The 22,368-nt window shown below is 72.2% G+C and carries 20 protein-coding genes and 1 pseudogene; 10 read left to right on the forward strand and 11 right to left on the reverse strand.

Going from position 1 to position 22,368, the window contains the following annotated elements; genetic code table 11:
* Window positions 1-3: 3 nt before the first annotated feature.
* Window positions 4-885 (reverse strand): SCE4755 family polysaccharide monooxygenase-like protein, encoded by an 882-nt coding sequence (locus WMF44_RS25625; RefSeq protein ID WP_437292658.1) that lies wholly within the window; start codon window positions 883-885, stop codon window positions 4-6.
* Window positions 886-1,236: 351 nt separating this feature from the next.
* On the opposite strand from WMF44_RS25625, the gene WMF44_RS25630 reads away from it, so the two are divergent.
* Complete coding sequence (locus WMF44_RS25630; RefSeq protein WP_437292659.1) at window positions 1,237-2,082, forward strand: aldo/keto reductase; 846 nt, start codon at window positions 1,237-1,239, stop codon at window positions 2,080-2,082.
* An 82-nt stretch (window positions 2,083-2,164) separates the two neighbouring features.
* Here the strand turns inward: WMF44_RS25630 and WMF44_RS25635 are convergent, their stop codons facing one another.
* Window positions 2,165-3,622 carry a thioredoxin family protein gene (locus tag WMF44_RS25635; protein ID WP_437292660.1) on the reverse strand — a complete coding sequence of 486 codons (1,458 nt, stop codon included), beginning with the start codon at window positions 3,620-3,622 and terminating at the stop codon, window positions 2,165-2,167.
* A 170-nt stretch (window positions 3,623-3,792) separates the two neighbouring features.
* Between WMF44_RS25635 and WMF44_RS25640 the strand changes: the two genes are divergently transcribed.
* Together WMF44_RS25640 and WMF44_RS25645 are read left to right on the forward strand one after the other, a co-directional pair.
* Window positions 3,793-4,458 (forward strand): hypothetical protein, encoded by a 666-nt coding sequence (locus WMF44_RS25640; protein WP_437292661.1) that lies wholly within the window; start codon window positions 3,793-3,795, stop codon window positions 4,456-4,458.
* A 132-nt stretch (window positions 4,459-4,590) separates the two neighbouring features.
* Window positions 4,591-5,364 (forward strand): hypothetical protein, encoded by a 774-nt coding sequence (locus WMF44_RS25645; RefSeq protein WP_437292662.1) that lies wholly within the window; start codon window positions 4,591-4,593, stop codon window positions 5,362-5,364.
* Window positions 5,365-5,641: 277 nt separating this feature from the next.
* Here the strand turns inward: WMF44_RS25645 and WMF44_RS25650 are convergent, their stop codons facing one another.
* Window positions 5,642-6,010 (reverse strand): LysR substrate-binding domain-containing protein, encoded by a 369-nt coding sequence (locus WMF44_RS25650; protein ID WP_437292663.1) that lies wholly within the window; start codon window positions 6,008-6,010, stop codon window positions 5,642-5,644.
* Between WMF44_RS25650 and WMF44_RS25655 the strand changes: the two are divergent.
* The 3 genes and pseudogenes from WMF44_RS25655 to WMF44_RS25665 all read left to right on the forward strand — a co-directional run.
* Window positions 6,009-6,335, forward strand: a pseudogene (locus WMF44_RS25655) (type 1 glutamine amidotransferase domain-containing protein); the annotation flags it as partial. The gene WMF44_RS25650 and the pseudogene WMF44_RS25655 overlap by 2 nt on opposite strands.
* 216 nt (window positions 6,336-6,551) lie before the next feature.
* The gene (locus WMF44_RS25660) at window positions 6,552-8,597 is read left to right on the forward strand and encodes an OPT family oligopeptide transporter (RefSeq protein ID WP_437292664.1); all 2,046 of its coding nucleotides are present in this window, start codon (window positions 6,552-6,554) and stop codon (window positions 8,595-8,597) included.
* A 547-nt stretch (window positions 8,598-9,144) separates the two neighbouring features.
* Window positions 9,145-9,381, forward strand: a complete 237-nt coding sequence (locus WMF44_RS25665) for a hypothetical protein (RefSeq protein ID WP_437292665.1) — start codon at window positions 9,145-9,147, stop codon at window positions 9,379-9,381.
* Window positions 9,382-9,446: 65 nt separating this feature from the next.
* Here the strand turns inward: WMF44_RS25665 and WMF44_RS25670 are convergent, their stop codons facing one another.
* Window positions 9,447-10,673: a PAS domain S-box protein gene (locus tag WMF44_RS25670; protein WP_437292666.1), complete on the reverse strand. Its 1,227-nt coding sequence runs from the start codon at window positions 10,671-10,673 to the stop codon at window positions 9,447-9,449.
* A 262-nt stretch (window positions 10,674-10,935) separates the two neighbouring features.
* Here WMF44_RS25670 and WMF44_RS25675 point away from each other — a divergent pair, with 262 nt between their 5' ends.
* The 3 genes from WMF44_RS25675 to WMF44_RS25685 are packed head-to-tail and all read left to right on the forward strand — an operon-like array spanning window position 10,936 to window position 13,618.
* Window positions 10,936-11,805: an ABC transporter ATP-binding protein gene (locus WMF44_RS25675; protein ID WP_437292667.1), complete on the forward strand. Its 870-nt coding sequence runs from the start codon at window positions 10,936-10,938 to the stop codon at window positions 11,803-11,805.
* Window positions 11,798-12,631 carry an ABC transporter permease gene (locus WMF44_RS25680; protein ID WP_437292668.1) on the forward strand — a complete coding sequence of 278 codons (834 nt, stop codon included), beginning with the start codon at window positions 11,798-11,800 and terminating at the stop codon, window positions 12,629-12,631. Before WMF44_RS25675 ends, WMF44_RS25680 begins: the two co-directional genes overlap by 8 nt.
* 57 nt (window positions 12,632-12,688) lie before the next feature.
* Entirely contained in the window at window positions 12,689-13,618 is a 930-nt protein-coding gene (locus tag WMF44_RS25685; protein WP_437292669.1) for an aldo/keto reductase, read from the forward strand.
* A 30-nt stretch (window positions 13,619-13,648) separates the two neighbouring features.
* Here WMF44_RS25685 and WMF44_RS25690 read toward each other — a convergent pair whose 3' ends face one another.
* The 5 genes from WMF44_RS25690 to WMF44_RS25710 form a co-directional block, all read right to left on the reverse strand.
* Window positions 13,649-14,593 (reverse strand): alpha/beta fold hydrolase, encoded by a 945-nt coding sequence (locus WMF44_RS25690; protein WP_437292670.1) that lies wholly within the window; start codon window positions 14,591-14,593, stop codon window positions 13,649-13,651.
* Window positions 14,590-15,222 (reverse strand): TetR/AcrR family transcriptional regulator, encoded by a 633-nt coding sequence (locus tag WMF44_RS25695; protein WP_437292671.1) that lies wholly within the window; start codon window positions 15,220-15,222, stop codon window positions 14,590-14,592. Before WMF44_RS25695 ends, WMF44_RS25690 begins: the two co-directional genes overlap by 4 nt.
* A 196-nt stretch (window positions 15,223-15,418) precedes the next feature.
* On the reverse strand, window positions 15,419-16,726 hold the full coding sequence (locus WMF44_RS25700) for a hypothetical protein (RefSeq protein WP_437292672.1): 1,308 nt from the start codon (window positions 16,724-16,726) through the stop codon (window positions 15,419-15,421).
* Window positions 16,665-17,702 carry a matrixin family metalloprotease gene (locus WMF44_RS25705; protein ID WP_437292673.1) on the reverse strand — a complete coding sequence of 346 codons (1,038 nt, stop codon included), beginning with the start codon at window positions 17,700-17,702 and terminating at the stop codon, window positions 16,665-16,667. Before WMF44_RS25705 ends, WMF44_RS25700 begins: the two co-directional genes overlap by 62 nt.
* A gap of 15 nt (window positions 17,703-17,717) precedes the next feature.
* Window positions 17,718-19,565 (reverse strand): hypothetical protein, encoded by a 1,848-nt coding sequence (locus tag WMF44_RS25710; protein WP_437292674.1) that lies wholly within the window; start codon window positions 19,563-19,565, stop codon window positions 17,718-17,720.
* A gap of 122 nt (window positions 19,566-19,687) precedes the next feature.
* Between WMF44_RS25710 and WMF44_RS25715 the strand changes: the two genes are divergently transcribed.
* The gene (locus WMF44_RS25715) at window positions 19,688-20,275 is read left to right on the forward strand and encodes an FKBP-type peptidyl-prolyl cis-trans isomerase (protein ID WP_437292675.1); all 588 of its coding nucleotides are present in this window, start codon (window positions 19,688-19,690) and stop codon (window positions 20,273-20,275) included.
* Window positions 20,276-20,359: 84 nt separating this feature from the next.
* Here WMF44_RS25715 and WMF44_RS25720 read toward each other — a convergent pair whose 3' ends face one another.
* Window positions 20,360-21,475, reverse strand: coding sequence for a pyridoxal-phosphate-dependent aminotransferase family protein (locus tag WMF44_RS25720; protein WP_437292676.1), 1,116 nt, complete (start codon window positions 21,473-21,475; stop codon window positions 20,360-20,362).
* A 48-nt stretch (window positions 21,476-21,523) separates the two neighbouring features.
* Window positions 21,524-22,339 carry a protein kinase domain-containing protein gene (locus tag WMF44_RS25725; protein WP_157907782.1) on the reverse strand — a complete coding sequence of 272 codons (816 nt, stop codon included), beginning with the start codon at window positions 22,337-22,339 and terminating at the stop codon, window positions 21,524-21,526.
* Between the last annotated feature and the right edge of the window lie 29 nt (window positions 22,340-22,368).

The following is a 22,368-nucleotide window of genomic DNA, read 5'->3' on the forward strand; positions in this document are numbered from 1 at the left end:
CGATCACGAGCGCCGCGGCCCGCGACCGGCAGCGTCCTGCCGCGGCGCCGGCCGGCCTCGCCTCCGCCCGCGCGCCGCGAGCGCGAGGGCGGCGAGCGCGCCGAGCCCCGCCGAGATCGGAGCCCCGCCCGCCGCGCCGCCGAAGCTGCACCCGCCGTCGTCCTCCGCCGCGCCAGATCCCTCGTCAACGCCGGCGCCCGTCGTTGCGCCCCCGCCCGTGCCCGCGCCCGCCCCTGTCGTTGCGCCCCCGCCCGTGCCCGCGCCCGTCGTCGCGTCTCCGCCCGCGCCCACCGTGGCGCTGCTGCTCGCGCTCGTCGCCGCGTCCCCGCCAGCGCCCGTCGCGCCGCCGCCCGTGCCGGCGCCGGAGCTCGCGGCGCTCGTCGCGGCGCCAGGGTCGGAGGACTTGAGCACCAGATCCGCACAACGGTAGTAGAGGGTGGCCGGCCTCCTGTCCGTCATGACCTGGATGAGCTGAAGCGTGCAGTTGTCACACTCCACGTCCGGGAGCGTGACCTCCGCCGAATACGACCCTCCGCGCTTGTCGGCGATGCCGTCGAGCAGGCAGCCCTTGTCCACCCCCGGCTCGCAGAGATCGTTCTCATCGGTCGGCTCCGGGAAATCGTCGAAGCCGTCGTCGTCGAACATGATCCGGAAATGCCCGGGGTGATCGATCGTCTCGTTCCACGTCACCGTGATGGTCTCACCCGGCTCGAACACGGTGACGGTCTCACCCCGCGCATCGCCGCGAGCACCGCAAGGCGCCACCTTCTGCTGGTCGTCCGCGTGCCTCGGCGCGGGGGACGTGAGGTCGATGTGCGCGCGGCTCACGCCAGCGAACGACATCACGGCGGCCAGTACGAACGATCCCATCAGCATGCAACGCATCGATCCACCTCCTCGGAGCCCGCGGACAGCGCAATCTACACAGCGGCTCATCGTCTGTCTGCGACGTCCTCAAGCAAGGAATTTTCTATGGGCATGGCGCCAGCGACCGACGTCGCGAACCGCCGGACTCAGCCCGATGAAGGCGCTCGGGCTTGCTTTTCGTGGTGAATTCAGCGATCCCACCCGGGGCGGAGGGGCGCCTCTGCAACGCCGATCAGGTAGAATTGCTGTGTCCATGCGGCTCTCCGTGAAGGGAGGCCAGCACGGACCGCGTGGGGGCCCCGCCGGCTCTGCCGGCGGGGCGGGGGCGGCGCGTGCGGCCCCCGGTGACAAAAGCGGAGGTTCATCATCATGGAGCAGCGCGTACTCGGTTCTACTGGCGTCACGATCCCGGTCGTCGGACAGGGCACCTGGCAGATGGAGATGGACGATGAGGCGGCCTGCATCGACGCCATCCGGCGGGGGATCGACGCGGGCATGACGCACATCGACACGGCGGAGATGTACGGCTCGGGCGCGGTCGAGGCGATCGTCGGCAAGGCGATCGCCGGCCGCCGCGACGAGGTGTTCCTCGCCTCCAAGGTGCTGCCCAGCAACGCGAGCTACGCCGGTACGATCGCGGCGTGCGAGCGAAGCCTGGAGCAGCTCCGCACCGACAGGCTCGACCTCTACCTCCTCCACTGGCCCGGGACGCACCCGCTCGAGGAGACGTTCCGCGCCTTCAAGGACCTGAGGGACCAGGGCAAGATCCGGTATTTCGGCGTCAGCAACTTCGACCAGGCGGAGCTGTCGAAGGCGATCACCATCGCCGGAGCGCGCGAGATCGCCTGCAACCAGGTGCTCTATCACCTGCTCGAGCGGTCGATCGAGCACCGGGTGCTGCCGCTCTGCGAGCGGCACGGCATCGCGGTCGTCGCCTACAGCCCGTTCGGCTCGGGCCGGTTCCCGGCGCCGCACAGCGCGGCGGGCAGGGTGCTCGCGTCCGTCGCCGCCGCCCACCGCGCGACGCCGTGGCAGGTCGCGCTGCGCTTCCTGCTCCGCCGCCAGCCGGTCTTCGTGATCCCCAAGGCCGCGAACGCCGCACACGCGCTCGACAACGCGGCCGCGGGCGATCTGCGCCTCAGCAGCGAGGACATCGCCCGCCTCGAGACGGCCTTCCCCCTCGGCCGGGATCGCGGCGTGCTGCCGACGCTGTGAAGCGGGAGCGTGGCATACAGCGCACGTGAGCCACGCACGCCTGTCCTCGCTGCTCTTCGGGGGTCGCCAGACGCCGCCGCCGTCAGCGCTTCTTCACACCGCCGCCGCGCTGGGCCTTCTCCGCCTCGGCGAGCCGCCGCCGCGCGTCGTCCAGGGCCGCCTGGCTGGCGTGTCCCCTGGGGAGCGCCTCGTAGCCGGCCACCTCCTCGCGCAGCGTGGCGATCTGCTCCGCGCCCCGCCCGAGCCGCTGCTGGATCTCCGCGCGGAGCTTCAGGTAGCGCAGCCGGCGGGGGCCATAGGCGCGGCCGATGGCCCGCTCCACCGCGGCGAGCGCCTCCGCCTCGCGGCCCATCGCGTGGAGCACCTGCGCGAGCCGCGCGGGCGGCTCGTACGAGGCGGGCATCTGCGCCTCGCGCTGCGAGAGCATCGCGATCGCCTCCTCGCCACGGCCGAGCGCGATATACGCCATGGCGCGCCCGTAGTCGTACGCGGCGGCCGCCTCGGGCGTCTTCGCCTCCTTCGCGGCCCGCTCCAGCACGGCGAGCTTCGACTCGCTCGCAGCGCGGGCCCCGCCCGCGTCGCCGAGCGCCTCGAGCCCCTCGGCGAGCAGGCCCCACGCGTCGGCCCTGTCGTCCGCGCTCGCGTCCGCGGGCGGGCTCGCGACGATCGACCGCAGCCGGGCGACCGCCGCCTCGCGCGCGGCCCGCTGGGCCTTGCCGCCGGGGAGCGCGGCCGCGCAGGAGAGCAGGATGCTCGCGAAATCGGCGGGCAGCGCCGCGCCCTTCACCTCGCCGACGTGCGCGCTGCCGAGCTCCGCGCACGCCGCGGCGTCCTTCTTGCGGTAGAGCGCCGCCAGGAGGCCGAGCAGCGCCTCGCTGCGCCGCGGCCAGGCCTCTCCGCCCCGGGCAAGGGCGCGCCGGTAGGCGGACACCGCCGCGGCGTGGTCCCCCGCGCTGTGGGCCCGCTTCGCCTCGACAAGCAGGCGGTTCGGATCGTCCGCGGGCAGCGCCGACGCAGCCTGCGAATCCATCGCGAGCAGCGCCTCGCGGATGAGCTCGCGCAGCTCCTCGACCGAGGCGGCGCCCCGCCAGAGCCCGATCACCTCGCCGCCCGCCGGCTCGAGGACGAAGAACGTCGGCCACACCGTCACCTCGTGCCGCTCCAGGAACGGCGCGCTCTCCGGTCGATCCGTGTCGACGTCCGCGAACACCACCCGATCGGCGAACGGGCGCAGCGACGGATCGGTCAGCACGTAGTGCTTCATGCTCAGGCACGTGTGGCACCACGGCGCCCACGCATCGACGAACAGCGCCTTGCCCTCGGCCCGGGCCTTCTCGCGCGCCCGCGGCACGTCGTCGTGGATGAACTCGAGCGGCGGCCGCGCGGCCGCCGGCTCCGGCCCGGCAGCTGGCGAGGGCGCCGCGGCTGGCGGCGACGGCGCGGCGGCCGGAGGCGACGGCGCGCGTGGCGGCGGCTCGGCGGCGCAGGCAGCGAGGGCGGCGGCGGAGACGAGGGCGGGGAGCAGGGCCGGGGCACGCACGGCCAGACATGGTAGCCGAACCGCGGCGAGCTCGCCCTCGCTGCGACAGGCGAGCGCGGCACCGGGACCGAGCGCGGCACCGGGACCGGATCGCGGCGTCGCTGGCAGGCGCCTCCGTGCGTCGACAAGGCGCTCCCCGACGGCCGCAAAGCTGGTACAGTCCCGCCGCAGTGAACGATTACGCGGGTCGGTGCGGCAGCTGCGCGGCATTCACCCGGGCGCACGACGATCCAGCGCGCGGCCGCGTCGGCGAGTGCGCCCTCGAGGTGTACCCGCCGCCGATCAAGGCGACAGCGACGTGCGCCCGCTACCGTGCCAAGGGCGCGCCTCCGCCGCCACCGCCACCCCGGGCGGCGGGCCAGCCGCGCGGCTCCGGCGTCAGGCCGCGGGCGCCCGAGCGCGCCCCGTCGCCCGAGCGCCGGACGAGCGCGGCGCCGCAGCCCTTCCGTTCGCCGCTGCCAAGGGAGATCGACATCGACATGGATATCGACGAGTTCCGCCGTGTGCTGCGCGAGGTGCTGTCCGAGGAGCTCGGCGTCGGCCGCGCGGAGCTGGGCGGCCGCTGGGAAGGCGGGGAGATCGTGCTCCGGCCCGGGAAGGAGGGCACGGCCGAGAAGCGCATCCCGCTCGACGTGTTCTTCCACAAGATCGTGATGCTCCGCGACAAGCTGCGCGTGCTGGAGCAGAAGATCAACGGGCACGAGGGGCTGAGCGACGCGGAGAAGGTCCAGCTCCAGGCGTACATCACGGGCTGTTACGGGACGCTCACGACGTTCAACGTCCTCTTCGCCCGCCGGGAAGACGGATTCACAGGCAGCGGCCGAGACAGCGACTGATACCCCATCTGCCCTGCGCCGAGAGCGCCACGGCTCTCCCTCTCGTGCCTCGCGCGGGCCATCGGGGCCTCATCACTCGCTCGACCCTCCGCTTCGGCCTGCTGGGCCCGGGCGCGGCGCTATACTTGCCCCGTGTTCCGTTCCGATCGAGACGCGCTCGCGGGCAAGCTCGACGACGTTCAGGCCGAGAACGAGCGCCTGCGCCGACAGAACGAGGCCATGCGTCACGCCCTGCTGGCGCAGCGCGTCGGCGGGCAGCCTGTCGCCTCCAACAGCTATCGGGGCGGCGTGGCCGCGCTGGGCGCGGGCGAGCGGGTCGCCCTCGCGCGGCATCAGCTCGAGGCGTTTCCGGTGTGGGCCACGGCGCTGCTGCACGTCATGACGTTCGGAATCGTGTCGTTCATCCGCTTCAACGCGATGCACGCCCAGCTGCCCCGGGCCGAGCGCGACGATCCCTCCATGGGGAAGGCCATCGTCCTGCACTTCGCCCCGTACTTCAACTACTACTGGATCTTCTGGAACGGCCTCCGGCTCTGTGATCGCGTGAACCTGCAGTGCCGCCTGCGGGGCATGCCCGACGGCGTGCCGCGGGGCCTGGTCATCGCGGCGTGTGTGGCGAGCGTCATCCCGTACCTCCAGCTCTTTACCGGCCCGATCACCTGGCTGTTCGTCGCCATCGCCATGCAGCGCGCGGTGAACCGGATCGTCGAGTTCGACGCGCGGACCACGAGCGAGCGCGTGGAGCCGATCACCGCGGGCGCCGGCGTGTTCGGCGCGCGGTTCCCTGCGGTTCAGGCGCCGCCGCCGCCGGACGACGTCGCCGTCCAGGCGGAGGCGGAGGCGGAGGCCGCGGCGGCGGTCGCCGGGGAGCTCGGGAGAGGCCAGCGCTACCCGAGAAACCGATAACGTCGGTACACCTGTGGGAGGCGGGATTGGACGAGCTGCCCCGCGTTCGCCACCTGGAAGCTGTTGGCATACGTCGGGCGTGCTGATGCGGTCACTGTCACCCCAGACAATGAGGGTGGGAAGGGCGCACGTCGTGGTGGTCACGAAGAGGTCCTCTCGGATCGGATGATAGGCGCCGACTCGAGCCGAGGTTGACACGGCCCGACCCCGGTTCGCGCGGGCGGCTCGACTCGGATTGGCGTATGCGATGGTGACGCAGCGAGCCGCGCTCGTGCCCTCACTTCACGCGCGCCGCCTCGCGCTCGATGACGAACGCCTTGAGCGCGCGGGCGGCGGGCGACAGCACGGTGCCTTTCGGGTGAATCAGCGAGAACGGCCTGCTCGCGCCGCGGAAAGGCACGAGCACTTGCACCAGCGTGCCGCGCGCGACGTCGTCCTCGACGAGGAAGTCGTACGTCTGCACGAGCCCGACGCCGGCGCGCGCGAGGCCGATGATGCCGAGCACGTCCTCCGAGCACCGGTAGTGGGCGTCGGGGACGAGCGTGGTCGGGCCGGGGTGGAAGACCCACGGGAGCGCCCGACCCGAGCGCGGCATCTGGAACACGACGTGGATATCGACGCGTATGCCGGGGTAGCGCTCGAGCATCTACGAGCGCGGCGGCGTCGTGGGCGCCGTGTGCCACGGGCCCGCGGCGCTCGTGAACGTGCGCCTCTCGTCCGGACAGCACCTCGTCGCCGGAAAGGCGGTGAGCGCGTTCACGAACGAAGAGGAACGGGCGGTGAAGCTCGACGCCGTGGTGCCGTTCCTGCTCCAGGATCGGCTCGTCGAGCGCGGCGCGCTCTTCCAACCTGCAGCGCCGTGGCAGAAGCAGGTCGTCGTCGCCGAGCGCCTGGTGACCGGGCAAAACCCTGCGTCGGCCGCGGGCGTCGCCGAGGCGATGGTCCGCCTGCTCCGCCCCGAGGCGCGTTGAGGGAGCCTCTGCCCGCCTCCGCGCCGCGCGACGGGCGCGAGGCCCGTGACACGGGGCCAGCAATTCCGTCGCAGCGTGGCTTCGCCGGGATCGGCGACGGGCGCGCGGAGGCTGTGGCGAACGGGGAATCGGCGAGATCTGCGCCGCCGGCGCTCTCCGAACGGATGCACGGCGCGTCGCCCACCATGGTACAAGGTGCGAGGAGGTCGCCGCGCAATGGCCATCAAACAGCTCACGCCAGAGCAGGTTCACACCATGTCGCTCGAAGAGAAGGACGCATGGTGGCTGAAGAACGTCTACCGCGGCGACATGCCCCAGCTCACGTGGCGCTCGGCGATCACGGGCATGCTCCTCGGCGCGTTCCTGTCGCTCACGAACCTGTACATCGGCGCGCGCACCGGCTGGTCGCTCGGCGTCGGGATCACGAGCGTGATCCTGGCCTTCGGGCTCTTCAAGGTGCTCTCCAGGCTCGGCCTCGGCAGCGACATGACCGTGCTCGAGAACAACGCGATGCAGTCCATCGCGACGTCGGCCGGATACATGAACGCGCCGCTCTTCACGAGCCTCGCGGCCTACTCGATGGTCACGACGACGATCATCCCCATGGGTCAGGCGATGATCTGGATGTTCGTCCTCGCCATCCTGGGCGTGCTCTTCGCCTTCCCGATGAAGAAGCGCTTCATCAACGACGAGCAGCAGCCCTTCCCCGAGGGGATGGCCGCCGGCGTCGTGATGGACGCGCTGCACGAGAGCGACGAGAAGGAGGGCCTCTTCAAGGCGAAGCTCCTCCTCGGCGGCGGCCTGCTGAGCGCCGCGCTCGAGCTCCTCCGCGACGACAAGGTGATGCGCGCGCTCTTCGCGCTGAAGAACATCCCCCATTACTACGACGAGCTCCTCTATGGCGGGGGCTTCGCCGATCTGCTCAAGCGCTGGGGCCTCTCGCCGGCCATCCGCGGCACCCCCCTGAACGAGCTCACCATCCGGTTCGACACGAGCATCATCTTCGTCGCCACAGGCGGCCTGATGGGCATCCGGACCGGCGTGTCGCTCCTCCTCGGCGGCATCCTCAACTACTGGATCCTCGCCCCGATGCTGATCGAGCGCGGGATCATCCTGCCGAAGAACGGGCATTTCGGGTTCGGCGCGATCACCCTCTGGGCGCTGTGGGGCGGCGTCGCGTGCATGACGACGTCCTCTCTCTACGCCTTCTTCTCCAAGCCAAAGGTGATCATCGACGCGTTCAAGGGCCTCGCCAAGAAGGGTGGAGCGACCGACGTGCTCGCGGACATCGAGCTCCCGGTGAAGCTGTCGATCATCGGCATACCCATCGTCGGCGTGGTGATCGTGGTGCTCGGGCAGCTCTGGTTCGGGATCTCGTGGTGGCTCGGGGCGCTCGCGATCCCGCTCGTCTTCATCTTCTCGCTCATCGCGGTCAACTCGACGGCCATCACGGCGATCACCCCGACCGGGGCGCTCGGCAAGCTGACGCAGCTCACCTACGGCGCGCTCGCGCCGAAGAACATCACGACGAACCTGATGACGGCCGGGATCACCGCCGAGGTCGCGAGCAACACGGCGAACCTGCTGATGGATATCAAGCCGGGCTACATGCTCGGCGGCAAGCCGCGCCACCAGGCGATGGGGCACGTGCTCGGGACGGTCGCGGGGCTCGTGCTGTCGGTGCCCATCTGGTACCTCGTGCTCATCCAGGGCGACATCGGCCGCTACGGGACGGAGCGGCTGCCGGTCCCGAGCGCGCTCACGTGGAAGGCCGTCGCCGAGGTGCTGATGAAGGGGCTCGATTTCCTCCACCCGACGGCCAAGTCCGCGGTGGTGGTCGGGGCGATCGTCGGGCTCCTCGTCGAGATCACGAGGCAGGTCACGAAGAACCGATTCCCCCTCTCCGCGGTCGCCCTGGGGCTCGCGTTCATCCTCAACTTCACCGATATCTGGTCGATGTTCCTCGGCTCGTTCCTCTTCTGGCTGCTCGAGCGGCGCGCCGCGCTCTGGCACAAGAAGCGCGAGCAGGAGACGCGGCTCAGCGAGACGGCGCCGGGCGGGCGCTCGGACGCGCCGCCCGCGCGGCCCTGGTACGCGCTCGCCGCGGAGAACACCGAGGCCATCTGCGCGGGCGTGATCGCCGGAGGCTCGCTGATGGGCATCGGCCTCAGCGTGCTCGGCGTGCTCGTGCTGCCCGACGTGCTGGAAGCCGAGAGCCTCACCAAGGCGCTCGGGCAGATCCTTCATTTCCTCCCGAAATGAAGCGCCGGCGGTCGGCGGGCGGGCCCATCCGGCTCGCCGCGCCGGCCCCAGCCATGCAGCCGCGCCTCACTGTGACAGGAATGCGCGCCGTGGAGGGCCGCGGAGAGCGCGTACCAGGACCGCGCGGGCGCAGCACGTCGCGCTGTCGAGCCGCTCCGCTCGGAGGCGCTCGTGGCGCGGTTCATGCAACCTTGTTTGCACCGCGTCAACACGAGGTCAGCCAAGGACGCGCGAGGAAAGAACCGTCCATGCCGGTGAATGCGCCCCCCTCCCGAAGAACGCCCAGCCCCGAGCCCGTCGGTGATCCCGGACGGGGTCCGCCGGCGGAGGATCCGGCGCCGCGCGAGCCCCCGCGGCGCGATCCCGATCCTGGCGAGCCGGCGCGTCGGGATCCCCCGCCCCCTCCACCAGCGCCCGGAGAGCGCTCTCCGGAGATCGAAGACCCACCGGCGCCGGGACAGCCCCCCAAGGAGCCCGGGGTGATCGCGAGGGCCGGCCGCGCTCGGCGCGCGGCGCAACGTCGTCCCCTAACCGTCGAGAGGTTTCCATGAACACGTGTGACTGCTGCGGCAACAGCTACGACAAGGCATTTCAGATCATGGTGAGCGGCACGAGCTACACCTTCGATTGCTTCGAGTGCGCGATTCACAAGCTCGCGCCCGTGTGCGCGCACTGCGCCTGCCGCATCGTGGGGCACGGCATCGAGGCCGGCGGGGCGTTCTACTGCTGTGCGCACTGCTCCAAGCAGGAAGGCGTGGAGGGGGCGATCGATCGCGTGGCCTGAGCTCGTGAGGGAGCGCAGGGGAGCCGAGCGAGCGCCGCGCCGGAGCGGTCGCCCGCGCGGCGCTGTCACGCGGGCCGCGGAGCAGCGCCGTGGAGCGAAGCGTGCGCCGCGCCGGCCGCGCGCTCCTTGGTCATCTGACGGATGCAGTACTGGAGCGCCGCCCGGAGGTTCCCGAGGGTGGTGATGTTGGCCAGATCGAGCCCGAGGCTCACGATGGTCTGGGCGACGTTCGAGCGGATGCCCGCGACGATGCCCTCGGCGCCGAGCAGCCTGATCGCGGCGACGAGATCGAGGAGGTAGCTCGCGGTCTTCGTGTCGACCAGCTCGACGCCGGTGAGATCGAGGATGGCGAAGCGCGAGCCCGTGCGGACGATCGCGTCGAGCAGGGTATCCATCACCTCCGCTGTCCTGGCGCTGTCGAGCACGCCGATCATCGGCAGGGTCAGCACGCCGTCCCACACCTGGATGATGGGAGTCGACAGGTCGCGGATGACCCGCTGTTGCCGCTCGATGAGCTCCAGCCTGGCCCGGAGCTCCTGCTCGGTGTTCTTCGGCTTGCTGATATCGAGCGTGAAGCCGACGACCGAGAACACCTCGCCCTTCTCGTCGCGCATGGGGACCTCCCAGTTGTCCCAGAACACCCCGTGCGTCAGGGACTCCGAATGGCTCGCTTCGCCCGCGAGCGCCCGCCGCAGCACCTCGCACCCCTGCGGGTTGCTCGCGTAGAGGTCGAACACGTTCTTGCCGATGTGCGCGCCCTGCTGGAGCCCGATGCCCTCGAGCGCCTTGCCCTCGTGGCACGTGAAGATCCCCTCGCGATCGATGGCCCAGACGATGATCGGGAGCGACTGCGTGATGGCCTGCAGGATCACCTCTCTCTGATGGTGGCGATGGGCCTGCTCGGTCCGCTCCGTCACGTCCTGCCCGAAGACGCCGACGCCGATGATCTCTCCGTGCTCGTCGAGGATGCGCTCGTGGCGCCACTCGACGCTCACCACGGCGCCGTCCTTCCTGACGTGGCTCCACACCCGGGGGGCCGCCCCGTCCTCCGCGAGGAGCTGCTGCCACCCGTCGGGGCTGCCGGACGCCGGCAGGAGCGCGTCCACGCGCTGGCCGAGCGCCTCCATCCGCGCGTGGCCGAGCAGGCGCTCGGCCGCGCCGTTCCAGTCCTCGATCGTGAGCTCCTTGCCGTACTGGACGATCGCGACCGGCGCTCGCTCGAAGAGGCGTGCGCGCTTGCCCGCGAGTTTCTCGGCGTCGATTTCTCCCCAGGACGTGGTGGCGGCGGTCATGGGGTGGAAATTTACCCTGGGCGTTCGCGCACGTCGAAATAACTGCCATTCGTCTTCGTCGGACCGCCCTGGGTTCGTAAGGACGGATCCATTGTTGCTGTAGCAACACTCCGTGAGCAAGCGCCTGCTGCTCCAGCAGCAGGCCGTCATCTGTTATAGCGGATTTGCGTCCAGGAAGCCGGCTCACGCTTGGTACGGGGCGTGCTCAACGGCGGTCCGTGAAGGGGCCCCCCCTCATCGAGGTTCGGGAGCAGGAGGAGCCATGAGCAACAAGATCCAGTTCCACAATGTGAGCAAGACATTCGCCGTCAAAGGGCCGGCGGGCGCCAAGGAGAGCGCGCGGTTCACGGCCATCGAGGACCTCAACCTCGACGTGAGGGCCGGCGAGCTGATGGTCCTCGTCGGGCCGAGCGGGTGCGGCAAGTCGACGCTCATCGATCTGCTCGGCGGCCTGTCGAAGCCGAGCAGCGGCAAGCTCCTGCTCGACGGCAAGCCGATCACGGGCCCGGCCCTCGATCGAGGGATCGTGTTCCAGCAGTACGCGCTGTTCCCGTGGCGGACGGCGCGCGAGAACGTCGAGTTCGGGCTCGAGGCCAAGGGCATCCCGGAGAGCCGGCGCAAGGAGATCGCCCAGGATTACCTGGATCTGGTCAGCCTCTCCGGCTTCGAGGATCGGTATCCGCACGAGCTGTCGGGCGGCATGAAGCAGCGGGTGGCCATCGCGAGGAGCCTCGCCTACGACCCGGAGGTGCTGATGATGGACGAGCCGTTCGCGGCGCTGGACGCGCAGACGCGCGAGTCGCTGCAGGCGGAGCTGCTCCGGATCTGGGAGAAGTCGCGCAAGACGATCCTGTTCATCACGCACAGCATCGACGAGGCGGTGTTCCTCGGGCAGCGGGTCGCTATCATGACGTCCCGGCCCGGCCGGGTGAAGCGGGTGATCGATATCCCGGAGGAGATCCGGGGCTATGAGGACGCGCGGTCGACTCCGGAGTTCGGACGGCTGCGGCACGAGATCTGGACGCTGCTGCGCGAAGAGGTGCTGAAGGCCGAGGAGCAGGAGCGGAGCAAGCGGCAGAAGCGCGCGACGGAGAGCCGCCCCGTGGCGGGCGTGGTGGCGGTCAATGGCTAGCCTGGAGCAATCGATTTCGCTGCCCGAGGAGTCGCAGCAAGGGCAGCTCGTGGGTGACGCGGCGCGGTGGATCGGCCGCGCCATCGCGCGGTCGGGGATCCTCCTCGCGGTCGCCGCCCTGTGGGAGACGGCGCCGCGGGCGGGCCTCGTGGAGGGGGCGTTCCTTCCGCCGCTGTCCGAGGTGCTGGGGTCGGGGTGGCAGCTGCTCCAGAACGGGCAGCTCCTGAGCCACATCAAGGCAAGCCTGTCGCGCTCCCTCGTCGGCTTCACGCTGGCGATCTCGGTGGGCGTGCCGCTCGGGCTCGCGATCGGGTGGTACAAGGGCGTGGCGGACGCGCTCAATCCGCTGCTCGAGGTGCTGCGCAACACCGCGGCGCTCGCGCTCCTGCCCGTGTTCCTGCTGCTGCTCGGGATCGGGGAGTCCTCGAAGATCGCGCTCGTCATCTACTCGTGCACCTGGCCGATCCTGCTCAACACGATCAGCGGGGTGCGCGGGGTCGATCCGCTGCTCATCAAGTCGGCGCGCACGATGGGGCTGTCGCCGCTCCAGCTGTTCCGCAAGGTCATCCTGCCGGCCGCGGTCCCGACGATCTTCGTGGGTATCCGCCTGGCGGGCGCGTACTCGCTGCTCGTCCTCGTCGCGGCGGAGATGATCGGGGCCAAGGCGGGGCTCGGATACCTGATCATCTACGCGCAATACAATTTCCAGATCCCGAGCATGTATGTCGGCATCTTGACCATCACGGCGCTCGGGCTGACGTTCAATCACCTGCTCATGCGCGTCGAGCGGCGGTTCACGTCGTGGAAGGTCGCCCCGAAGGAGTGAGCCCTGGCCCGGCGTGGGCGCCGTGACGATCACCGTTCATCGAGGGAGAGGACCATCGTGAATCGAATCATCCTGGGCCGGACCGGCCTCGAGGTCAGCGTGCTCGGCCTGGGCGCGGGCGGCGACAGCCGGCTCGGGTCCGGGCGCATCGCGGAGGCCGAGTCGCTCCGGCTCGTCCGTGCGGCCATCGAGCGCGGCGTGAACTTCATCGACACGGCGGAGGCGTACGGGACCGAGGGGCTCATCGGCAAGGCGCTCCGCGAGGTGCCGCGCGACAGCGTGGTGCTCTCGACGAAGAAGACGACGCGCCTCGAGGCGCCGCTGCGGCCGGAAGACGTCGTGTCGTCGCTGCATGCGAGCCTCGAGCGGCTCGGCACGGATCACGTCGACGTCTACCATCTGCACGGCGTGCTGCCGGATCAGTACGCCGATCTGCGCGAGCGGATCGTCCCCGTGCTGCTGCGCCTGCGCGAGCAGGGGAAGATCCGCTTCCTCGGCATCACGGAGGCGTTCGCCGCCGATCCGGCGCACGCGACGCTCGAGCAGGCGCTCCGCGACGATGTGTGGGACGTCGTGATGGTCGGGTTCAACCTCCTGAACCAGTCGGCGCGAGCGCGGGTGTTCCCGCTGACGCGGGCGAAGGACATCGGGACGCTGATCATGTTCGCGGTCCGGCGCGCGCTGAGCCGGCCCGATCGGCTGCGGGAGCTGCTCGCGGACCTGGCCGCGCGCGGCAAGGTGTCGCCCGAGCTCGGCGACGAGGGGCTGGACCGGCTCCTGGAAGGAGAGGAGGCCTCGTCGCTCCCGGACGCGGCGTACCGCTTCTGCAGGGACGAGCCCGGGGCGCACGTGATCCTGTCGGGGACGAGCCGCGTGAAGCACCTCCTGGAGAACGTGCGCTCGATCGAGGCGCCGCCGCTGTCGGCGCGGGCGCGCGAGCGCCTCATCGAGGCGTTCGCGCAGGTCGACGACGTGTCGGGGCACTGAGGGGCGCTCGCCAGCGGGAGCGCGGCGCGATCACGCGACCGGCGCGGCGAGCCCGGGCGGCGCGGGGGGCGGCGCGACGTCGGCGGCGTCGCGCGCGGGGTCGCTGCCGAGGAAGCGCGAGATCCGCCCGCAGAGCCGCGCGCGGAAGGCGTCGTCGGTGGGGGGCGAGTGGCGGCACCCCTCGAGCAGCTCGGTCTCGGCGTGGGGCAGGAGCTCCTTCGCGCGCGCGAGCAGCTTCGCGCCGGGGAAGCTCACGTCGTCGTCGGCGCCGAACACGAGCGCGGGCCGCGTGAACCCGGCGAGGGACGCGGGCGTGGCGAGCTGCGGGGGGCGGAAATCGAGCCGGTAGCTGCGGACGGCGTCGCCGAAGTAGGAGCACCACATGTCGTCGTGCGTGGAGAAGAGCCCGGAGACGAGGCGCGCGAGGCGCTCTTCCGAGGGGAAGGCGCGGTAGAGGGCCATCGGGATCGCGATGCGGGTGAGGCCTTGCCACGCCGAGCCCGACACCAGGGCCGCCGGCACGATCAGGACGAGCCTGTCAATGCGGGCGGGCGCGACCTGGGCCATGCGCAGGGCCGCGAAGCCGCCCCAGCTGACGCCGAGGAGGTGGGTGCGGGCGAGGCCGAGCGCGTCGAGGACGTCGGTGAGCCACTCGGCATAGGCGGGCCCGTCGATCGGCAGGCGGACGTCGGCGCTCTTGACGGACTGGCCGATGACGTCGACGACGTGGAGGCGGTAGCGCGCGAGGAGCGGGCCGAGCTCGGGCATGAGGTGCGCGGAGCTGGCGAGCGCGCCGTGCAGGCAGACGAGCGGCGGGGCGTCCTCGGGGCCGGCGATGAGGACGTGCGTGGCGCCGAAGCGGGTGGAGATCTCGCGCGATCGGGTCGGGACCGGGAGCTTCTCGTGGAACCTGTCGAACCACGCCGCGATGCGCGCGCGCGCCGCTGGACTGCGGAACATGATGGATGACGTCATCGAGCCCTCCTGACGTTGGCTGCGGGGCGGAGGCCGCAGAGGTGCTGAGCGACGAGCCGATCGAGCAGGGCGATGGGCGACGGATGCGCGCCCTGGGCCCAGGCGATCAGCGCGAAGTAGTAGAAGGAGAAGAAGGCGACGCCGAAGAGCGCGGGGTCGGCGTCGTCGGCGACCTCCCCCTGCGCGCGGGCGGCGTTGAAGAGCTCGACGACGCGGCCGTGCACGGCGGCGACCTGCTCGGTGAAGCGAGCCTGCCAGGGCGGGTCGGCGAACAGCGCGTCGCGGAGCAGCGTCTTCGAGAGGGCCGGCCGGCGGGCGTAGTACGCGAAGAAGGCGGCCCCGAGCCGGTGGAGCCGCTGCTCGAGGGAGCCGGGCTCCTCGTCGCGGACGGCCTCGGCCGCGGTGGCGGCGAGGTCGTCGAACAGCGCGGCGTGGAGAAGGTCGCGCTTGTCGGCGAAGTGGAGGAGGACCGTGCCGGCGGCCACGCCCGCGTCCGCGGCGATAGCGCGGACGTTGGCGGCCTCGAAGCCGTGGCGCTCGAAGTGGTCGCGCGCGGCCTCGAGGATCCGGGCGCGCGTCGCGTCTTTCTGAGCGTCGCGCCGGCCGAGTCTTTGAGTGAACGCGTTCACTGAACGAGTTCATTACATGAGAAAGAGCGGCACACAAGGAGAATTGGGGCATCCGACCCAGGTTGCGGTGGTGGGGCATCGGGGCATCCGACCCAGGTTGAGGGGCATCCGACCCAGGTTGAGGACGCCGGTTGAGGACGCCCGTCGGACATCTTTTTGCGTATCCCCCCGCGCAGGCGGCGATCGCCGGTACGGCTCAGCCCGCCGCGGGGGCCTGCTGCGCCTGGGCGCGCGCCCGGAGGCGCTGCTTGGCGGACGGGCCGCCGGCGTGGCGCACCGAGGCGACGGCGCGATCCATCGCGTCCCGCCAGTAGCGCGCGACGTCCTCGCGCTCGGTGAGGAGGGCGTCGATGGGCCCGTGGTCGGTCTCGATCTCGACCGCGAACCGGTCGCCGCGCGGGAGCACGCGGATCTCGCGGACCTCCCCGGCAGAGATGGCCGCTCCCAGCCGGCCCTCGGGGCGCAGGTCGATCGCGCCGGTGCGGCTCACCCAGGGGGCGACGACGAAGCGGCCCGGGCCGAACGACACGACCGGGGCGGAGCGCGCCGCATAACGGGACGAGAACCTCGCGACGCCCAGGAAGGCGTAGCCCGCGAGCGAGAGCAGCACGGCGGCGCTGCCGACGCCGATGGCGATGCCGCTGTCCCCCGCGGAGACGCTCCGCATGACCTGGATCCAGAGCGCGAGCGCGCCGAGCAGCAACGCGGCCCCGATGAGCGCGTTGCGGGCCGCGGAGCCGCGCGGGCCGTGGCTCGCGTAATCCCGCAAGACGAGGAGCTCCCCCTCGCTCCGGATCGCGAACCGCGACAGCGCGGCGGCCGGCAGCGCTGGCAGTGGAGTCGGCGCAGGCTCCGGCAGGGGCCGCGGCGCGATGGCGCCGGGCGGCTCGGTACCCCGCGCCGTCTCCAGCGGGACGCCCAGCGCGGCCGCGAGCGGCGCCGCCACCGCCTCGACGAGCGCCTCCGCCCGCGCGGCCTCGAGATCCTGCGCCTCGGCGACGAGCAGGCGCCGCGCCGCCGTGGCGCGCGCAGGCGCGGGCGCGGCGAGCCCGAGCCAGGCGGCGACGTACGTCCGCTCGTGCGCGCACGTGGGGGCGCCGCAGCATGGGCGCCGCTCCGAGATCACCTGGACGCCCACCGCCTCGCGAAGCTCGGCCGTGCCCTCCCCGGCCCCGCCCGCGCCGCCTGCCTCGGGCTGCGCGTGGCGGGCGCCCGCGAGCCTCAGCGGCGCGAGCCGGAGGGCGCTCGCGCCGCGCTCGATCCGGAGCCATACGGGGTCCCGCGGCGCCGGGCCGAAGCCTGTATCCTGCTCCCGCCGCAGCGCGCCAAGCTCGGGCGCCACCCGGAGGATCAGCGGCGCGCCGCCGCCCTCCGCCAAGAGGACGCGCGCCGCCCCGGCCGGATCGCCGAGCGGATCGAGGGCGGAAACGGAGCTGTCGGCCTCAAGGGAGCGGAGGGCACGCGCGACCTCCGCCTCGAACGCTGCGGTGCTCGGCTCGGGCATGGCGGGACGTTTGCCCCGGCTGCGCTGGGTTGTAAAGCGCACCCGTCCGCGCGACAACACGGGGGGCGCGCTCTCCTGCCCCGCCCGATCGCTGCCGCTCGCGCAGGCTCCGGCGCCAGAAGGCCAGCAGCGCGCCGAGCGCCGTCATCGGGAGGGCGCCGAGAGCGATCGGCGGCTGGCCAGCGCCCGAGCAGGAGCAACCGGCGTCGCCCTCGGCCTCGTCCACGTTGCCGCTCTTCGGCCTGTCCTCGCTCCCCGACGCCGCGCCGCCCGCTCCGCCCGAGGTCGCCGTCGCGCCCGCGCCGGAGCCGCCGCCGCCCGAGCTCGCGGCGCTCATCCCGGCGATCGGGTAGAGGGCGCAGACCCCTTCGATGTCGTCGTCCTCGAGCGTGCGCGCCGACGTGCCGCCCGGGTAGAACCCCAGCATCGTCGCGCCGCGCACGCTCGTGTGGCCCAGGCCAAGGAAGTGCCCCTCTTCGTGCGTGGCGATCGATCGAACATCGATGCAGTCTCCTTCGCCCGTGTCGTTCCAGCAGAAGCCGACGTTGTTGAAGATCATGTCGGCCTCGCCGATGACGCCGTCGGCATCCCAGACCGGCATCGTGACGGCGATGACCGAGTCGGCTCGCCCGAGCTCGCCAGGCCAGCCGTCGCTGATCCAGAGAAATACGCTCTTGCCGTCGTCGAAGTCGTAGCCGTCCCCCGTGTCGCCGAGGAGCTCGGCCTCCCACGCCGTGCATCCGGGGCTCGACCAGGCCGCGAAGCCGGCCTCGATGCTGGCGGCGGCGAAGCTGGAGAGCGGCCCCGGGATCGTCGCCCCGTTGATGTGGTAGCGGGCCGGCAGCGCGCGCCAGCGGGGGACGACCTCGAGATCGAGCGGCGCCCACGCGGCGGCCTCGCGGGCCCCCGCGAGCTGCGCCAGCGCGGCGGCGAGCGGGGCGACAAGGGCGAGCGCGGCCCTGAAGCCTCTCTTCATTCCCCCATCATCGGCTCATCGCTCCTGCGGGACCACCTCGAGCTCCTCGGGCGCCGCGCTCCCCTCGAGGGGCAGCGTCACCTCCACCCCCTCGTGCACCGGAAGGGTCGCCCCGACGGGCCAGGAGCGCGGCGCGCTGCCCTCGCCCGCAGCGACCTCGCGCAGCGTCGCGCCGCGCACCGGATTCACGCCGCCGTTGAAGAGGCACGCGCGCAGCCGCCCCTCGACGACCGCGGCCGAGCACGGGATGACATCGGCCGTCGCGCGCCGGATCCGGCCGAGCATCGCCTCCTCCGCGGGCGCGGCGGGCAGGAGCGCCACGAGCGCGTCGCGGGCGCGCGGGTCGCGGAGCCAGGCGAGCATCATCGCCGCGTGGATGCGCACCACGCGGTAGCGCGCGCGCGTCAGCTGGAAGAAGGCGTCGGGCGACGCCACGCCGGTCTCGCCGTCGAGCATGCCCGTCACGCCCGGCTCGATCTTCACCTCCGTCCCGGGCGCCTCGACGTGCCACTTCACCGCGCGCCCCGGCCCGAGCGCGCCTTCCCAGAACAGCCCGCGCTCGGTGATGCCGGCGCGCTCGCCGCGGCGATCGCGCCGCGCGAACGTGAGCAGCACGCGGAAGTCGCTGACGGGCGCGCCGCTGTTGTTCACGACCGCGAGCTCGAAGTCGTAGCGGCCGCGCGCCGGCCGCGTCGCGCGGCCGGCCCGGCCCGCGTCGCTCGGCTCCGCTCCGGCGTCGCCCTGCTCCCCGGCGGCGTCGCCCTGCCCCGCGCCGGCCTCGCTCTCCGCGTCGTCGTCCGCGCGGTCTCGCCGCAGGATCGGCGCGATCACCCCGGCGCCGTCGTCCGGCCCCGTCGCTCCGAGCAGGCTGAGGATCGGCACCCCCGCCCGCCAGAGCGGCGAGTCGGCGCGGTCGCAGAGGCAGTGCGGGAACGACGGCTCGGCGCGCTCCCGGGCCTCGCTCGCGAGGAGCGCGGCCGTGGCTCCCCGGGTCGCCTGCCCGACGCCGCGCGCCGCCTGCCGCTCGGCCGGCGGCAGATCGCGGGGGGCCGCGAACCGCTGCACGAACGCCATCGTCGCCACGATGCCGATCACCGCGAGCGCCGCGGGCACGAGCACGCGGGCCCGGAGCGGGAGCGCGTCGATCCCCTCCTCGACGCCGCGCCTCTGTTCGCGCCCCGGCCGCTCGCCGAGCGGCGTCGGGCGGGGCGCGAACACGGGCGCGGCCGGCGAGCCGGGGGACGAGGCCGCGAGCCGCTCCGACGCGAAGCCCATGCGGCTCGACATCTCCGCCACGAGCGCGTCGCGCAGGCGGTCCGAGGGCGGCCCTCCCCAGGTCGCGAGCCGCGCGACGAAGCGCAACGCGAGCCAGGTCGCGAGCGCGACGAGGCACGCGAGCGACGCGGTCCCGAGCGGGCCGCTCGCGAGATAGTCGGGGGACAGGGCGGCCGCGAGCACGCCGAGCGGCGCCGGCGCGATCCAGCTCGCCATGCGGGCGTGGAGGCGCGCGCGGTAGGCGCTCTCCATCGCCTCCATCGCCGCCGGCGAGGTCACGCCGGGCACGCCGGGCAGATCGCCCTCGAAGCGCGCGAGGACGAAGCAGTTGTGCGGCGAGCACGCGGACGGATCGAGCGCGACGCAGAGCGCCTTGCCGCGCCGGAAGAGGCCGCGGATCGCGGTGTAGGGCACCCCGAAGCGGACCGGCGCCGCTACGGCGCCAAGGGCGAACCCCTCCGAGTAGCCGGCCACGCGGACCAGCTCGACCTCGAGCTCCGCCTCGGCGCAGGTGAAGCGCACCGCGCCAACGGCATTGGCGCCCCCCTCGGCGATCGCCAGGGCAGCGACGGAGAACGCGCGGGCCAAGGTGGCCGCACCCTAACCGCGCGGGCCGGAGCGCTGCAACGGAAACCCGGACGGCCGGGAGGCCCCCGGGCGCGTCGGGTGACCGTTGATCGCCCAGCGCCGGGTGCGTAAGACGTGGCGCCATGAAGCCCCTCCAAATCGTCATCGCCATCTCCTGCGCTGTCCTCCTCGGCCCGGTCGCGGGCTGCGAGGAGAAGGTCCCCGAGCCGGATCTGCCGCCGGGCAGCGCCGTGCCGGTGGTGAAGCCCGCCGAGCCGGAGCCCGCCGATCTCATCAAGGAAGACACCGTCGTGGGCACCGGCCCGGAGGCGAAGGACGGCGACAAAGTCCGCGTCCACTACACGGGGCGCCTGCTGAAGAACAACGCCGAGTTCGACTCCTCCGTCGGCCGCGAGCCGTTCGAGTTCACGCTCGGCGCGTCGGAGGTCATCAAGGGCTGGGACCAGGGCGTGGCCGGGATGAAGGTGGGCGGCAAGCGCAAGCTCACGATCCCCTCCCGGCTGGGCTACGGCGACACGGGCAGCCCGCCGAAGATCCCGGCCAAGGCGACGCTGGTCTTCGACATCGAGCTGCTCGGCGTCGGCGACGCGGCGAAGGACGCGGCCGGGGACGCCAAGGCCGGGAAGACCACGGCCGACAAGGCGGCCAAGCCCGCGGGCGACAAGGCGGCCAAGGGCGACAAGCCCGCCGCGCCGGCCGAGAAGAAGTAGGCGCCCAAGGAGGCGAAGTGAGCCGCAGGCCGCCGCGCGACGAGGGCCGCGGGCCCCGCGCGGCGTGAGCCGCGGGCCCCGCGCTCAGACGACGCGCGCGAGCGCCTTGAGGAAGATCTCGTAGGCCTCGAGCGGGTACTCACCCATGTGGAAGATCCGGAACAGCCGGTCCGAGAGCTTCCCCTGGGCGGCGTAGATCTCGAACACGTGCCCATCGACCGGCTCGCTGGCGAGCCGGCTCGCCATCTGGTCGTAGGTCCGCCCGGCCGGGATGTGCAGCGCCGTCCCGATCGACTGGAGCGGCATGTTCTCCCAGCGCGCGATCGTCAGCCCGAGGCGCTCGTAGCCGGGGCGCAGGATCGCGCAGCGCGCCTGGTACACGGCGTGACGCCCGGCGACGCCGCCGGTGGCGGCGAGGTGATCGAGCGCCGCGATCACCTGGCAGAGGCTCATCGGGTCGATCGTGTAGGGGTGCGCGCCGCCCTGCTGGGCGCGCCAGGTCTTGTGGAGCTCCAGGCTCGGGACGCGGGCGGGGATCCGCTCCATCTCGGCGAGCAGGTCCTTCCGGACCAGCGCCACCGTCAGGTTCGGGTGGCTGTGCAGGCCCTTGTTGCACGAGCCCATGACGGCGGCGATGCCCGAGCCCTCAAGGGCCAGCGGCTCGACGAAGAGCGCGCTGATGCCGTCGACGAGGAGCTTCTTGCCGTACTTCCGGGCGAGCGCGCCCACCTCGGGCAAGGGGTTCAACGTGCACGTCGACGTGCCCCCGTAGACCATGGCCACCGCGTCGACCTCGTCCGCCGCCAGGATGGCCTCGATCTTCGCGAGGTCCGGCCGCTCGCCGTAGGGCAGGCACATGTCGACGACTGGCTGGCCGAGCGTGGCGGCGTACTCGAAGATCCGGTCGCCGTAGGCGCCGTTCCGGACGACGAGGAGCCGCTCGTCGCGCCGCAAGCAGGAGCCGAGCACGGCGGCCATGGAGGTCGATCCCGAGCCCGTGAGGAGGATGGCCTCGTAGCTGGACGCGCCGAGGGCCTCGACGATGCCGTGCCGTGCCCGGTCGAGCAGCGGCCGGAGCCGGGGGCCGCGCGGGACGATCGGGCTCTCTCCGTAGGTGCGGGAGACCTGGTTCACCGCGTCCGGCAGGTGGAAGACCGCGGGCGTGAGCGAGACGACGCGTGGCGTTTCGGCGGCGATCATGCCGCGAGATCTAGCCCGGAACGCGCGCGGGGCGCAGCGGAGATCGCGCTACGCCCAGCGGAGCTGGCGCAGATCGTCCCAGACATCGCGCGCGGAGTGGTAGCGGTAGGCGTCGCGGCGGCGCAGCAGCTTGGCGATCACCTGGCTGAGCGGCGTGCCGAGCGCCTCGGCCTTCTGCCGGGGGGTGCCCTCGGCGATCTGCCGCGTGATCTCCTCGTAGGCGACGTTGACGTCGATGGCCGGCTGCCCGGTGTGCATCTGGTACATGAGCAGGCCGAGCTGGTAGAGGTCGCTCTGCGTCGTCGTGTAGCCCGCCGTCACGAGCTCCGGCACGAGGATCTTCGGGTTCGCGACCTGCGGGCGGAACCAGCGGGTGACGCCGTCGAGCTGGTGCGCCACGCCGAAGTCGGTGAGCTTGACGAGCGGCCTGTGGTCGAGCTGGGAGATGAGCACGTTGCCCGCGTGCAGGTCGGCGTGCACGACGCCGTTGTCGTGCAGGTACTGCAGCGTCATCAGCAGCTGGCGCGCGAGCTCCAGGAGCAGCGGCGGCTGGAACGGGGCGCCGAGCAGCGCCCGGAGGCTCGTGTCGCACCGCTCGAGCGCCAGGTAGAACAGGTAATTCACCTCGAACGCGTCGTGGATGTAGACGATGTTCGGGTGGCGGAAGCTCTCCAGGCGGAGCATCTCGCGCGACCACTCTTCCTTGACGACCTGGTAGGGCTTGTTCGCCGGCCGCAGCATCTTCAGGGCGTACACCTGATCGAACGGCCCGCTGCACTCGTACACCGAGCCATACTGCCCGTCGCCGATGAGCGCCCCGATCACGTACGTCCCCCGGGTGGAGGTCAGCGCTGATCCCGGCACCGGAAACGGGATCAGGAAACTACCAGTGG

Source organism: Sorangium sp. So ce426, from assembly GCF_051475585.1.
Taxonomy (GTDB): domain Bacteria; phylum Myxococcota_A; class Polyangia; order Polyangiales; family Polyangiaceae; genus Sorangium; species Sorangium cellulosum_B.

Excerpts from the sequence above, each read along its gene's own strand:
- WMF44_RS25660 (WP_437292664.1), top strand. The coding sequence starts at position 6,552 with ATGGCCATCAAACAGCTCACGCCAGAGCAGGTTCACACCATGTCGCTC.
- WMF44_RS25675 (WP_437292667.1), top strand. The coding sequence starts at position 10,936 with ATGAGCAACAAGATCCAGTTCCACAATGTGAGCAAGACATTCGCCGTC.
- WMF44_RS25715 (WP_437292675.1), top strand. The coding sequence starts at position 19,688 with ATGAAGCCCCTCCAAATCGTCATCGCCATCTCCTGCGCTGTCCTCCTC.
- WMF44_RS25720 (WP_437292676.1), bottom strand. The coding sequence starts at position 21,475 with ATGATCGCCGCCGAAACGCCACGCGTCGTCTCGCTCACGCCCGCGGTC.
- WMF44_RS25630 (WP_437292659.1), top strand. The coding sequence starts at position 1,237 with ATGGAGCAGCGCGTACTCGGTTCTACTGGCGTCACGATCCCGGTCGTC.
- WMF44_RS25680 (WP_437292668.1), top strand. The coding sequence starts at position 11,798 with ATGGCTAGCCTGGAGCAATCGATTTCGCTGCCCGAGGAGTCGCAGCAA.
- WMF44_RS25665 (WP_437292665.1), top strand. The coding sequence starts at position 9,145 with ATGAACACGTGTGACTGCTGCGGCAACAGCTACGACAAGGCATTTCAG.
- WMF44_RS25625 (WP_437292658.1), bottom strand. The coding sequence starts at position 885 with ATGCGTTGCATGCTGATGGGATCGTTCGTACTGGCCGCCGTGATGTCG.
- WMF44_RS25700 (WP_437292672.1), bottom strand. The coding sequence starts at position 16,726 with ATGCCCGAGCCGAGCACCGCAGCGTTCGAGGCGGAGGTCGCGCGTGCC.
- WMF44_RS25650 (WP_437292663.1), bottom strand. The coding sequence starts at position 6,010 with ATGCTCGAGCGCTACCCCGGCATACGCGTCGATATCCACGTCGTGTTC.
- WMF44_RS25670 (WP_437292666.1), bottom strand. The coding sequence starts at position 10,673 with ATGACCGCCGCCACCACGTCCTGGGGAGAAATCGACGCCGAGAAACTC.
- WMF44_RS25690 (WP_437292670.1), bottom strand. The coding sequence starts at position 14,593 with ATGACGTCATCCATCATGTTCCGCAGTCCAGCGGCGCGCGCGCGCATC.
- WMF44_RS25705 (WP_437292673.1), bottom strand. The coding sequence starts at position 17,702 with ATGAAGAGAGGCTTCAGGGCCGCGCTCGCCCTTGTCGCCCCGCTCGCC.